The sequence below is a fragment of the Archangium lansingense genome (assembly GCF_026626635.1).
Lineage (GTDB): Bacteria > Myxococcota > Myxococcia > Myxococcales > Myxococcaceae > Archangium > Archangium lansingense.
This window is the reverse complement of record NZ_JAPNKA010000001.1, coordinates 3,167,570-3,179,729: the sequence shown is the minus strand read 5'-3', so window position 1 is coordinate 3,179,729 and position 12,160 is coordinate 3,167,570. Positions and strand designations below refer to the sequence as shown.

At 66.8% G+C, this 12,160-nt stretch carries 10 protein-coding genes and 15 tRNA genes; 20 read left to right on the top strand and 5 right to left on the bottom strand.

Features of this window, described 5'->3' with window-relative positions:
* Window positions 1-17: 17 nt before the first annotated feature.
* The 5 genes from OV287_RS12780 to OV287_RS12760 all read right to left on the bottom strand — a co-directional run bounded on the left by OV287_RS12780 (window position 18) and on the right by OV287_RS12760 (window position 5,111).
* Window positions 18-1,343 (bottom strand): hypothetical protein, encoded by a 1,326-nt coding sequence (locus OV287_RS12780; protein WP_267534294.1) that lies wholly within the window; start codon window positions 1,341-1,343, stop codon window positions 18-20.
* A gap of 158 nt (window positions 1,344-1,501) precedes the next feature.
* Window positions 1,502-2,503 carry an MvdC/MvdD family ATP grasp protein gene (locus OV287_RS12775; protein ID WP_267534293.1) on the bottom strand — a complete coding sequence of 334 codons (1,002 nt, stop codon included), beginning with the start codon at window positions 2,501-2,503 and terminating at the stop codon, window positions 1,502-1,504.
* Window positions 2,504-2,522: 19 nt separating this feature from the next.
* The gene (locus tag OV287_RS12770) at window positions 2,523-3,518 is read right to left on the bottom strand and encodes an MvdC/MvdD family ATP grasp protein (protein WP_267534292.1); all 996 of its coding nucleotides are present in this window, start codon (window positions 3,516-3,518) and stop codon (window positions 2,523-2,525) included.
* Between the two features lie 38 nt (window positions 3,519-3,556).
* Window positions 3,557-3,748, bottom strand: coding sequence for a microviridin/marinostatin family tricyclic proteinase inhibitor (locus tag OV287_RS12765; RefSeq protein WP_267534291.1), 192 nt, complete (start codon window positions 3,746-3,748; stop codon window positions 3,557-3,559).
* Between the two features lie 109 nt (window positions 3,749-3,857).
* Window positions 3,858-5,111, bottom strand: coding sequence for a DmpA family aminopeptidase (locus OV287_RS12760; RefSeq protein ID WP_373371826.1), 1,254 nt, complete (start codon window positions 5,109-5,111; stop codon window positions 3,858-3,860).
* A gap of 165 nt (window positions 5,112-5,276) precedes the next feature.
* Between OV287_RS12760 and OV287_RS12755 the strand changes: the two genes are divergently transcribed.
* From OV287_RS12755 to OV287_RS12660, 20 genes are all read left to right on the top strand, one after another.
* On the top strand, window positions 5,277-5,465 hold the full coding sequence (locus OV287_RS12755; protein ID WP_267534289.1) for a hypothetical protein: 189 nt from the start codon (window positions 5,277-5,279) through the stop codon (window positions 5,463-5,465).
* Window positions 5,466-5,553: 88 nt separating this feature from the next.
* Window positions 5,554-5,638, top strand: a tRNA-Tyr gene (locus tag OV287_RS12750).
* An 85-nt stretch (window positions 5,639-5,723) separates the two neighbouring features.
* A tRNA-Lys gene (locus OV287_RS12745) sits at window positions 5,724-5,794 on the top strand.
* A 5-nt stretch (window positions 5,795-5,799) separates the two neighbouring features.
* Window positions 5,800-5,870, top strand: a tRNA-Gly gene (locus OV287_RS12740).
* Window positions 5,871-5,878: 8 nt separating this feature from the next.
* Window positions 5,879-5,949: transfer RNA gene (locus OV287_RS12735), tRNA-Gln, on the top strand.
* A gap of 22 nt (window positions 5,950-5,971) precedes the next feature.
* Window positions 5,972-6,043 (top strand) — tRNA-Asn (locus OV287_RS12730).
* A 6-nt stretch (window positions 6,044-6,049) separates the two neighbouring features.
* Window positions 6,050-6,125: transfer RNA gene (locus tag OV287_RS12725), tRNA-Pro, on the top strand.
* A 33-nt stretch (window positions 6,126-6,158) separates the two neighbouring features.
* Window positions 6,159-6,232 (top strand) — tRNA-Pro (locus OV287_RS12720).
* A 39-nt stretch (window positions 6,233-6,271) separates the two neighbouring features.
* Window positions 6,272-6,349, top strand: a tRNA-Arg gene (locus OV287_RS12715).
* Between the two features lie 5 nt (window positions 6,350-6,354).
* Window positions 6,355-6,429 (top strand) — tRNA-Arg (locus tag OV287_RS12710).
* Window positions 6,430-6,439: 10 nt separating this feature from the next.
* A tRNA-Met gene (locus tag OV287_RS12705) sits at window positions 6,440-6,511 on the top strand.
* Between the two features lie 11 nt (window positions 6,512-6,522).
* Window positions 6,523-6,595 (top strand) — tRNA-Phe (locus OV287_RS12700).
* A gap of 16 nt (window positions 6,596-6,611) precedes the next feature.
* A tRNA-Thr gene (locus OV287_RS12695) sits at window positions 6,612-6,685 on the top strand.
* A 124-nt stretch (window positions 6,686-6,809) separates the two neighbouring features.
* Window positions 6,810-6,884, top strand: a tRNA-Leu gene (locus OV287_RS12690).
* 26 nt (window positions 6,885-6,910) lie between these two features.
* The gene (locus OV287_RS12685; RefSeq protein WP_073566406.1) at window positions 6,911-7,453 is read left to right on the top strand and encodes an HNH endonuclease; all 543 of its coding nucleotides are present in this window, start codon (window positions 6,911-6,913) and stop codon (window positions 7,451-7,453) included.
* A 141-nt stretch (window positions 7,454-7,594) separates the two neighbouring features.
* Window positions 7,595-7,682 (top strand) — tRNA-Ser (locus OV287_RS12680).
* Window positions 7,683-7,698: 16 nt separating this feature from the next.
* Window positions 7,699-7,781 (top strand) — tRNA-Ser (locus tag OV287_RS12675).
* A gap of 262 nt (window positions 7,782-8,043) precedes the next feature.
* Window positions 8,044-8,244, top strand: coding sequence for a hypothetical protein (locus OV287_RS12670; protein WP_267534288.1), 201 nt, complete (start codon window positions 8,044-8,046; stop codon window positions 8,242-8,244).
* Window positions 8,245-8,341: 97 nt separating this feature from the next.
* Window positions 8,342-11,170, top strand: a complete 2,829-nt coding sequence (locus OV287_RS12665) for an AAA family ATPase (protein ID WP_267534287.1) — start codon at window positions 8,342-8,344, stop codon at window positions 11,168-11,170.
* 125 nt (window positions 11,171-11,295) lie between these two features.
* Entirely contained in the window at window positions 11,296-12,147 is an 852-nt protein-coding gene (locus OV287_RS12660) for a PD-(D/E)XK nuclease domain-containing protein (RefSeq protein WP_267534286.1), read from the top strand.
* Window positions 12,148-12,160 lie beyond the last annotated feature (13 nt).

The following is a 12,160-nucleotide window of genomic DNA, read 5'->3' as shown; positions in this document are numbered from 1 at the left end:
GAGAAGGCTCACCCCGATTACTCGCTCCGCGGCTCCACGAGGGAAGCAGCCGGTTCAGACGTGGAGCGAGTGAACACGAGCGCCGGCGTATCCATCACCCGCGTGTCGTGCTTCACCCGCTTGCCCAGGATGAAGTTCGGGGTGAAGGGCTCGTCGGCTACAGAGGAGGCGGCATACGGCACGAGGAACCGGTCGCTCCCGTAGGCCACCGCCGGGCGGAACTCATTGCCGAGCTCACCGCCCGAGATGGCGAAGCCAGTCGGATCCCTCACGTCCCCGTCCTCCTCCACCCGGGCGCCCCAGATGCGGTGCGGACCCGCGCGGGTGTCATCCCAGACGACGAGGGACTTCGAGTTGTGGTGAGCCACACCCGGGAAGCGCTGGTCACCTGGCTCGGTGGAGATGGGAAGGCCCGCCGGGTCATCCACGCGCCCATCCGAGCGCACGCGCGCACCGAAGACATCCCAGTCCGTGCCGTTGCGCATGTCCCCCCAGACCACGAGGAACCGCCGGCCGGTCCAGGTCACCGCGGGCGTCCGCTGCATGCCAGGCGCTGCACCAATGGGGAAGCCGCCCCGCTCGAGCAGGGTGCCGTTCTCCTTCACCCGGGCCCCGTAGATGTCGGGCGTGTCCAGTCCGCCGGCGGAGTCCGTCCAAACGACCAGGAACTGCTTCCCGTCCCAGGCCACTGCCGACTCGCCCGTCACCGGAGAGTCGGAAATGAAGATGACGGTGTCATCCAGCCGGCTCCCGTCGGGACCAATCCGCAGACCCGCGATGTCGCTGCCCTCGTCACTGTCGACGTTGAAGGTAACCAGGCACAGCTTCCGGGAGCAGGCGATGCCCACGTCGCCTGACACCTCGCCGGAGGAGATGACGGTGAAGACGGGCCCGGGCCCCGCGCCATTCGGAGCCAGCCGCGTCCCATCCACCCCATCCGTCGAGTCCCAGACGACCACGAAGTCCTTGCCGTTGAACGCGACGTTGGGATTGCGCCCGAAGTCCCGCTCCGGGTGGGTGTTGAGGCGCAGTCCCTCGGGGTCCAGCAGGGTGCCGTCCGGCTTCATGCGCGCTCCGTAGATGCCCCCGTCCCGGACGTCCTGCCACACCACCAGGTACTTGCCCCCTCCGTATGCCACCTTCGGTCCGAAGAGCGCCGTCGGCCGGGGCTCGGGCAACGGCTCATTCCGGGAGTGCGCGGCCTCCACCGTCGAGACTGCTTCCTCCCCGGCTTCCCCCTCCGGAGCCATGAGCTCGGAGTCCACCCCACAGGCAGACACCAGCACCCCGAACAACACACCAACCCACAGCCCGGCACTCCGGGCCCTCATCGCTTGCCGCATGTGTGTCCCCCCCTCTGATTCAGGACACCCGCAAGCTCTGGCGCATCATGGAAGACAGCAATCGTCCAGAGAGGATGCCCCACGAGGCCCGCTCGGCTGGACGTCCCCGCCGGGTGCCTCTCGCGTTCAGCCCCGTTCATTCCGGGCACAGCCTGGCTTCAACGCACCGGCAGCGGCTTGGGCCCGAACCGGCGCACCGCGCGTCCGGAGAGCACGTCCGCGAGCGCCTCGTCGATGGGCAGCCCTGGGTTGCGCATCAACCACATGAACTCGCCCGCCGGGTTCACCTCGAGGAAGACGTGCCGGCCCTCGGGCGTGACGATGAAGTCGAAGGCGCCATAGTTGAGCCCCAGCGCCTCCATCAATTGAAGCGACTGGACCCGCACCGGCTCGGGCAGCGTGTAGGGCTTCCACGCATCGACGAGCGCCGCTCCCTCACGGCGCCAGTCCTCCCGGGCCTTCGGCAGCGCCTGCGAATCGATGGCCGCCGCCATCACCTGCTCTCCCACCACCGTCACCCGCAGCTCCACCGCCTTCGCCAGCCGCTCCTGGAAGGTCATCGGACACAGGTCCAGGCCCTCCAGGTCCTCCAGCTCACTCGCCTCCAACGGCGTGGTGAAGACCACCTGCTCTCGGCCCCGCTCGTCGTAGACGGCGAAGGACGCCATCATCTTCGTCACCACTCCACCAGGGCAGCTCGCGGCGAAGGCGCGCACCGCCTCCGGATCATTGGTCATCAGCGTGCGCGGCACATCCATCCCTAGCGCGCGCGCCAGCTTGAGCTGCAGCGGCTTGTGCTCCGCGCGCCGGATGACGTCGAGCGCATCCAGCTGAAACACCCCGAGCGCCGTCATCATCCCGAACAGCAGGCGCCGGCTCTCCTCCACCGAGGGCTTGCGCAGCTGCTCATCCATGTCCTTGGGGATGCCCGCCCCGGTGGCGTTGCGGCGGTACCAGATGGCGGAGACCTCCGACAGATCGAGCGCCCCGTCGGGCCCGGACAGCCGCCCTCCACCCGCCTCGTCGAGCGAGAGCTGGATTTCGGTGGGGAACAGGTCCGAGTCGAACCGGTAGACGCGCTCGCCGCGCGACTCGAGGGCACGCCGCACGGCGCGAGGCGCCTCGTTGTCCTGGGAATGGGTGACGATGAGGATGGCCATGACGCTCCTGCGTATGCCGTCAGGGGGAGCCGCCCTCGGACGCGAGTGCGTCAGCCAGGGCCGCGGCGATGGGAAGGCCGAGATCCTTCTCGAGCATGCCCCACTCGCCCCCGGGGTTGACCTCGAGGAAGACGTGCCGTCCCTCGGGTGTGACAATGAAATCCGCGGCGCCGTACACCAGCCCCAGCGAGGCAACCAGACGAACCAGGCGCTCCGCCACCTCCGGCGGCAGCTCACCCTTCTCCCAGCGGACCTCGTCCGGCCGGGAGCGCCGCCAGTCCACCTGCCCCTCCGCCGAGCGCGAGGCGTCAATGGCCCCCACGAAGCAGCGCTCGCCCACCACGGCCACCCGCAGCTCGCGCGCCTTGTCGATGCGCTCCTGGAACACCATGGGGCTGTGACGCAGCCCCTCGAGCTCATCGAGGTGCTCGGGACCAATCGCGCTCGTGTAGACGAAGGGCTGCCCGCCCGCCATGGACTGCGTCAGGGGCGTCAGCATCTTGGCCACCATCCGGCCGCGCACCTGCGCGAAGAAGGACCGGACGCGGGCAGCGTCGTTGGTCACCAGCGTGGGCGGCACCTCCAGCCCCTGGGCGAGGGCCAGCCGCAACTGGCGCAGCTTGTTGCCCGCCTGCTCTCCCCGGAGCGGGTTGATGAACCGGCAGCCCGCCGCCGCCAGCCCGTCGAGGAAGCCCTCGAGCGCCGCCTTCGACTCGCGCACACAGCTCTCACGCCAGGCGGGCTCCAGCGACTCATCGAGCAGGGGAGACACCAGCCGGCGCAGCCAGACCGAGCGCACGTCCTCGCCGCGCAGCTCGCCGGCCGCCGTCCGCAGCACCACCTCGTCCCCTTCGGGCCCCAGGCGCGACGTCAGCTCCAGCTCGGCCGGAAAGCCATCCGTGTTGACCCGCAAAGGACGAACCCCCCGCCGCGACAGCTCCTCCGCCACCCGGTCGACCGTGTAGAAGTCGGCGCTATGGGTGAGGAGCAGGACGATGTCGCGGGCGGAGGGCATGTGAAGACCGGGGCGCGCAAGTCCGCGCCAGTCGTTGATTACAGCTCCGACTCGTCGCTGTCCGAGGGGTACTTATGCGTCGTGTCGGGGGGCAGCTTCACGGAGGCGATGTGGTCGTCGTTGTCCGAAGGGTACTTCTGGGTCTGATCCGCACCACCCGACACCTGATCCAGCTCCTGGTCCTCGAGCAGACGGGCGAAGAACGGCTTCTTGGTCATGTCCTTCTTCATTTGCAGCCTCCTGTGGGGTGGCTCTCGGGTCTGACAGCAAGAGGGGCACCCGAGCAGCCCAGGTACTATGGAATTCCGGTTTATCGAGTTCAAGCGAAACGTGAGGGCTTCATTCGGCGCGGGCCCGGGCGGGAGCGGGGTGCCGGCCATACTTGCGCATGGCCTCGACGAGCCGGTCATGAGGTAGGGAAAAGACGCGGATGCCATCGGCGCCCGTCAGGGTGTCGGCGGCGAGCATGGAATGGAGAATGGCCTCCTGGGTGGCCTGTACCGTGGCCTCGAAGAGCGGGTTGAGGTGCCCGTTGTCCAGCGAAGAGACGCGGGCCACCGGGCTGTCCGCGGGCGGCTTCACCGGCTGGGTGGAGAAGGCGAGGAAGATGTCACCCGAGTAGTCCTCGCCCAGCCCGCCCATCTTGCCGATGGCGAGTGGGACGCGCCGAGCGATGCGCTCCAACTGGTGCGGCAGCAGCGGCGCGTCGGTGGCCACCAGCACGATGATGGAGCCCATGCCCTCGGGGATGGTGGAGGTGGTGAGGCTGGCGCTCTGGGCGCACGGGCGCATGTCGCGGACGAGCGGTGACGAGGGCGCCTCGCTGCCCGTGTAGCAGGGCTGGAGGTCGCGAATCTCCTCGCCCACGGGGACCCCCTCCACCGAGAAGAGCCGCCGACTGCCGTAGTTACACTGCACCAGCACGCCCAGCGTGTAGCCGCCCAGCGCCTCAGGCAGTTTGCGCGAGGCTGTTCCGATGCCGCCCTTGAAGCCGTGGCAGATCATCCCCGTCCCGCCACCCACGTTCCCCTCGGCCACGGGGCCGCCGCTCGCGCCGTCGATGGTCCGCAGGGCGTGCTCCGTCTTGACGTGAAAGCCGTTGATGTCGTTGAGGATGCCATCGTAGGTCTCCGCGACCACCGGCAGGCCGAGCTCCCACCCAAGGCCGTGCCTGGCGCCCCAGTCCACCACCGCGTCACGCACCACCCCCACGCTGGAGGTGTTGGTCACCATGACAGGCCCTGAAAGCAACCCCGACTCGGCCACCCACGTGGTCCCCGTCATCTCGCCGTTGCCGTTGAGAGCATAGGAGGCCGCGAAGACGGGCTCGGACATGCCCTCGCGCCCCCGAGGCAGCACCGCGGTGACCCCCGTGCGCACTGGCCCCTTGCCCATCAGGAGCCTGCCCTCCCCGGTGATGAGCGTCGTGTGACCGACCAGCACCCCGGAAACGTCGGTGATGGCGTTGAGGGGACCGGTCTCCCCTCCAAAGGTGATGCCCAGGTCGCGCGCACGAGCCTTCGCCGGAGCGGGTTTTGCCTGAGCAGGTGCCACCGGAGCGGGCTTCGCCTGCGAAGACGCGGCGCAGCCCATTCCCGGAACACAGAGGAAGAGAAGCGCGGAGAGAAGGTGGGAAGGACGGAAGGGGCTCATGAGAGGAGAGGCAGGGGTTCGGGAGCGGAAAGGAAAATCACCGGAAAATACTCCGTCAGGAATCCTGGGGCCCAGCGTCTCTTCTTGGTGAAAGGAGCGGTGACGATGCGGACGACGACGATGAAGCCGGGAACGATGAATCCGAAGCAGCACAACAACCATGCCGGTTTCCGCAACGTGCGCGTCAGTGCCCTGCCGGCCCCCTCCTCTCAGTCGCGGTATTGCCAGTATCCCGTGGTGCAGCGCGGTTTCCGCGGGACCTTTGACTGGTTGCCATACCCGAGCCTCTTCTGATGCTCCGCCTCCAGATGTGAGGCGGCGCGACGGAGGCCGGGCTCCCGAAAGGGTTCCCGGCCTCTCTCATTTCCAGCCTCACCCATCTGGGGACGTAGAGCGTTACGGAGACGCGTCGGCCTGTAGAGCCGAAGCCCGACAGGGCCCTCTGGGTTCGACTCCCAGCGTCCCCACTCTGCAACTCGAAGTGCGCAGCAGCTCTCTGACAACTGAATCGCAGTGGTGAAGCGCCGCCTGCCCTCATGAGAGGCGGCACACGCCTCCGTAGCTCATAGGTAGAGCACCCGCCTCTTAAGCGGGTGGCGAGGGTTCGAATCCCTCCGGAGGTACTCACGCGGGTGTCGTCCAGCGGAAGGACACTGGTCTCCCAAGCCGGAAACACGGGTTCGAATCCCGTCGCCCGCTTCACTCACTCCGGGATCGTCTAATGGCAGGACGGCGGGCTCTGACCCCGCAAATGCAGGTTCGACCCCTGCTCCCGGAACTTCGTCGTCAATGCAGCACATTCCACAGTAGCTCAATGGAAGAGCAGGCGGCTGTTAACCGCCAGGTTGGGGGTTCGAATCCCTCCTGTGGAGCTTCATCGGGATGTAGCTCAGCCTGGACGAGAGCGCGTGCTTGGGGTGCACGAGGCCGTCGGTTCGAATCCGGCCATCCCGACTCTGTCTGTCGCAGTCGTTGTCGTTGTCCTGCCTGGGTGTAGCTCAATTTGGCAGAGCGCGCGGTTCGGGTCCGCGAGGCTGCAGGTTCAAATCCTGTCACCCAGATGTGTCAATCAACCCCTTCCAGCCGACCTCGTATTGATTGGCTCCGTAGCTCAGTTGGATCAGAGCGCTCGGCTACGAACCGAGAGGCCGCAGGTTCGAGTCCTGCCGGAGCCGCCACTTCCGCCCCCGTAGCTCAGTTGGAGCAGAGCGCTCGGTTCCGAACCGAGAGGCCGCAGGTTCGAGTCCTGCCGGGGGCAACTGTCTTGATGCGGAGTGGGACCGGGCGTCCCACCGGGCCTCATAAGCCTGGGCCGCAGGGTTCGACTCCCTGCTCCGCAACTCTGCTTCATGCCGTCCTTGCGTAGGTGGTCCGCGCGCCCGTTTGAAAAATGGGAGGACCAGGTTCGATTCCTGGGGTCGGCACTCTCAGCACTGTTTTGCCCCTGTAGCTCAGTTGGTAGCAGCACCGGTTTCGTAAACCGGGGGTCGTCGGTTCGAGCCCGACCGGGGGCACTCCTCACCTTCTCTTGAAACCTTCCACTTGCACGCCGAGCCAGCTGGAGACGGCACTGGTCTCACATACCAGGTCTGCTGGGTTCGATCCCCAGGGCGTGTACTGCAACAGGCTCCCCAACCCGTCCGCGTGGCCCAATCGGGAGAGGCGGCTGGCTCAAACCCAGCTCAGGTGCGAGTTCGACTCTCGCCGCGGACATATCCCCCAGTAAGGAAACCCGAGTCATGGAGACGCTGGTCCTCAACCAGTCGTATGAACCCGTGGCACGGATCTCCTGGCAGCGCGCGATGATGCTGCTGTGGCAGGGGAAGGTCGAGGTGGTCGAGGAGTACGACGACCGCCTGGTCCGCTCCGTCACCCTCGAGATCCGGATGCCCTCTGTCATCCGCTTCCTGCGCGGCGAGCGGCGCAAGGGACGCGGCATCAAGTTCAGCCGCGACAACGTGTACATGCGCGATGGCTGCAAGTGCCAGTACTGCGGCCGGAAGGTGTCGCGCCCCGAGGCCACGTACGACCACGTGGTGCCCCGGGCCCAGGGTGGCCGTACGACTTGGGAGAACATCGTGATCGCCTGTGTCCCCTGCAATCAGAAGAAGGGGGGCCGCACGCCCGTGCAGGCAGGGTTGAAGCTGCTCTCCACGCCGGAGAAGCCGCGCAAGCTCCCTGGCTCGGTGCAGCTGACCTTCGCCTACGAGAAGGGCATGCCCGTCTCGTGGCGCAAGTTCCTCCGTGACGTTGCGTACTGGCACACGGAGCTCGAGGAGTGAGCGACGGGTAGAGGGCAACCTCCAGAGGGGGCTGCCCGGCTCCGCTCCGTGACAGGAGCGGTGCAGACAGGGGAGGCCAGAGGCGTCCCCGGCCCGAACGCCCCGCACGCCGGCAGGCGGGAGTTGCTGCCGGCACACTTTGGAAGGTCGACACCGGAGGCCCGGTGGCCCGCCTCGAAAGCGGTGCGGGCGCTGTCACGCGCTCGGGGTTCGAGTCCCTTGCCTTCCGCTCTACTCGCAGTCTGGAGCATGTCTGCCGGGTGGCCGGCAGCCTGGCTGGAAACCAGGTGGGCCCTCCGGGGCCCGTGGTTCGACTCCATCGTGTTCCGTTTCCTGGAAGTGTGAACTGGCGATGGCGCCAGGCCCCGTTGCTAGCGGGTGCGGACCGGCTCCCGGTCTGAGGTTCGAGTCCTCCGCCTTCCGTTCTCTTCCGCTCCACCTGGACAATTGATTGTCGAGTCAAGGGCCTACAACCCGGAAAGAGTTGGGAACCCGTCATTCCCACCCTCCGCTGACGCGGGGCGTAGTGAACCACACGGCCGGAAGGCGCATGGATCTGCGTTCACACCATCCCCAAAGGGAGGACGCACATGGAGTGGCTCGAGTTCAAGCGTTGGTCTCCGGAGGTGGAGCAGCTCCTCGCGCACCAGGCAGCGCGCCTGAGCGCCACCGTCCGGCCCCCCCGTTCCCCGGCTCGCGAGAGCGCTAGCACCCGGGCCCGGCGGCTGGAGGCCCTGCTCCGGCAGACGCCTGCCTCCAACCCCTGGGGGCACCCGACTGCCGAGTGCTGATTCCGGCACCGGCGGCCATGGTCGAGGAAGCAACGGGGTCCACCACTGCGGTTCAGCACGCTAGAGTGCCCCCGCGCCTTTCGAGGCGATCCCGACCATGGCCACCAGGAAGAGCGAGGACAACGAGCGGCTCATCGACCGAGACCTGACCGCGCTGGCGCGGGAAGGCAAACTCACGGCCGCGCACGGCGTGGACAGCGCGGTGATGGAGGTGCTTGGCCTCCTGTCGCGAGGGGGCAAGCACCCGCTGCTCTCCGGAGAACCGGGTGTGGGCAAGTCCGCCCTGGTTCAGGAGGTGGCGCGCCGCATCATCGAGGGCCGCGTGGACGCGGAGCTCGCCAACGCGAGGATGGTGGAGGTGTCCGTCGCCAACATCCTGGCGCGCAGCACCCAGCGTCAGGCGGCGGAGACGTTCGAGGAGCTGCTGGCCTGGCTCAGCAGGCACCCCTGTCCCATTGTCTACATCCGCGACCTGCCGGCGGTCATCGGCGGGCCCCTGGCCCCCGTGGCCTTCCGCGCCCTGCGCACCGGGGGCATCCGCTTCATCTTCGAGACCGAGCCCAAGCGCGTGCAGGAGCTGCTTCGCGCGGATGAGGCCTTCTCCGAGCGGCTCCACCTGGTGCCTCTCCTGGAGCCGCCCGCCGAGCGGGCCCGGTGGATATTGGGCCGCGTGGCCGAGGAGCTGGAGCGTGAGCTTCACCTGCCCATCGACCCGGCAGCGTGCGACCTGACGCTGCGGCTGGCCTCCAAGTTCCTGCTGGCCCAGAGGCTGCCGCGCAAGGCGATTGAGCTGCTCAAGGAGACGGCCGCGGAGGCCGCCGGCGGAGCCAAGGACCGCGTGGGTCCCGAGGACGTCCTCACCCGCTTCTGTGCCACCACCCGGCTGCCGCGCTTCGTCGTGGACGACGCGATGGCGTTGGATTTGGAGGAGACGGAGCGCTTCTTCGGCGAGCGGCTGCTGGGGCAGACGGACGCGGTGCAGGCCGTGCTGCGCTCGGTGGCGCTGCTCAAGGCGGGGTTGAATGATCCGCGCCGGCCGCTGGGCGTGTTCCTCTTCGCCGGCCCCACCGGCGTGGGCAAGACGCAGCTCGCCAAGCTGCTGGCCGAGTACCTCTTCGGCTCGCAGGACAGGCTCGTCCGCCTCAACATGGCGGACTTCCCCAACGATGGGGATGAGAGCGTCCCGTTCGGGGCCTCGTGGGCTCCCGCCGTGGAGACGAAGCGCGGCGAGCTGACGGCGCTGCTGGAGGGGAAGGTGTTCACCGTGCTGCTGCTCGACGAGTTCGAGAAGGCCGCGCGCAGTGTGCACGACCGCTTCCTACAGCTCTTCGACGAGGGCACCTTCGTGAACGGGGCCGGGGAAACCATCTCCTGCAACAACACCGTCATCGTGGCCACGTCCAACGTGGGCGCCGAGGTGTACCGCGAGCCGGCCATCGGCTTCATGGGCTCGCGCCGTGCCGAGGAGCTCATCACCGAGGTGGACCGGCGCATCGCCGAGGCCTTCCGCCCTGAGTTCCTCAACCGCTTCGATGCCATCTGCCACTTCCAGCCGCTGACGAAGGTGGAGATCCGGAAGATTGCCCAGCGAGAGGTGGGCCGGGTGCTGGAGCGCGAGGGCATCCGTGCGCGCGGGCTGGACGTGGAGGTGACGCCGGCGGTGGTGGACCTGCTGGTGGACCGGGGCTACTCGCCGCAGTTCGGCGCGCGCTACCTGCAGCGAGAGATTGAGAAGACGCTCACCGCGGCGCTGGCGGTGGAGATTGCCCGCCGTCCGCTGCCCCCGGGAGCCCCGGTGCGGGTGGAGACGCGGCCGGGCGGCAAGGTGGTGGCGGTGGCCGAGCTCGCACCGCGCCCGCGCGAGGAGACGGCACAGCTCGCGCTGCCGACGGAGAAGTCGGTGTCGGCGGTGAAGCGGCGGTTGGACAAGAAGTCGCTGCTCAACGAGATGGACCGGCTGGTGGGACGGGCGCGGGCGCTGTCGGTGTCGGCGGACCGGCCGAGGCTGGAGGAGCGGCGCGCGGAACTGCTGGCGGCGACACAGGCGCCCAACCTGTGGGACGACCCGGAGCGCGCGGCCTCGACGCTGAGGGCCTTCCGCACGGTGGAAGCGCAGCTCAACGAGCTGGACCGGATGGAGGAGAGGACCACCTTCGCGCGGCGGCTGGTGCGCGAGGCGAAGGGAGAGGCACAGCTCGCGTCGGCGGCGAAGCAGGTGGAGGAGGTCGCGCGCGAAGTGCAGATGGCCGAAGTGCTGGGAGCCGCGGGGACGACGGACCACGGCGACGAGGCACTGGTGGACATCTGCGCGAGCGAGACGGGCGAGGGCCAGGACGCGTGGGTGCAGGAGCTGGCGACCATGTACTTGGGCTGGGCGGAGCGGCGCGGCTACGAGGGCATTGCGGTGGCGGAGGCGGAGGAGCCCTTCCGAGTGGTGGTGCGGATTGCCGGGCCCGGGGCCTACGGCTACCTGGCGGGCGAGGCGGGCTTGCACCGGCGCATCGATGAGGAGAAGCGCCAGCGCGCCTACGTGCGAGTGCACCGGGGCGGGCCGGTGGAGGACGAGGAGAGCCTGGACGTGGACGGCCGCGAGGTGCGCCGGCACGAGGGCACCTACCTGTCGCGGGTGAAGACAGAAGTGACGGTGAAGGACGAGACCTCGGGCCGGATGATGACGCTGGCAGGCGCAAGCGAGTTGGGCGAGATGAAGGACATCGCCTCGCGAGTGGTGAAGGGCCAGGGCGGAAGCAACACCGCGGACGAAGCCCGGCGCTACCACCTGGGCCGTGGCGCCCGGGTGGAAGACCCGCGCACGGGTGCCGGCACTCCGCGAGTGAAGGACGTGCTGCGTGGCGAGCTGGACGTCTTCATCGCCGCGTGGATCTCCCGTCCGCCCACATCGGGCTCCACGAGCGCCGCGAGCTGATTGATTTCACCTTTCCTGTAGAAGAGTTCGCCCCCAAATTCAAAGCCGAAGTGCCTCACGTATGAATGCATCAACCCATTCACACAACATTGCAGCTGCCTTAGCCAGAACATCACACAAACCTTATGCCTACCGACCTCGCCATAATTCGCAATGCACTTCCAACGCTTGAAGCTGAACTCCGTCAAGCTTACGAGGCTCTTTCAGAACTAGAAGAGTTGGAGGACCAGGAGCGCCATGGCACATCCGACCAAGATGGACCGAGTACTAAGGAAAGTATCAGATGGACCAAAAGCAGAATGGCATCAAGAGCAGAGAGACTCTTCAGGCTCATCCTGAACGTACTTGAGGCTTCTGGGTTGCCAGGAACTCGCGAAAAACTACAAGGGGAGTGGGCGGCACTCGTCACAGACATCAGCGAAATTGAATGGATGGAAGAGCTAGGCGTACTGAACAGTCCTGCCTTAACCCTACTTCAGGACTCTTTGTATGGCCTGAAGGCTATTGCAGGTACAAGCCTAAGCGCGCCTGAGGAGGATGCTCTTCGCAGGGTAGAAACGGTTCTAAAAAGCCTACCTTACATCATGGCCAAGCGCGGAAAGAAGATTAACTCCGAAGCTGATGTCCAGGAGGTACTCGATGAATCGATGAACCTGATGTTCGAAGGTAAGTATGAGTCGAGACCAGAAGTCGGCGGACTCGTGAAGGGGTTCACGGCAGATGGAGGCGTAAGAGAACAAGGCATCATTATTGAACTCAAATTCGCGCGTTCTGCCGAAGACTTGAAGAGATGCATCGAGGAACTCGCCGCTGATATTGCTGGCTATCGCGGCTCCCGTGACTGGAAGTACTTCTACGCAGTGCTTATCATGACGGAGCCACTCATCACGGAGGTAAAGTTTGAAGCAGAACTCATACGGATGGATGCCAAAAACTGGAAAGGATTTGCACTTCATCTCGGTCGCAGTGGCACCTAATCCATGGGCACTT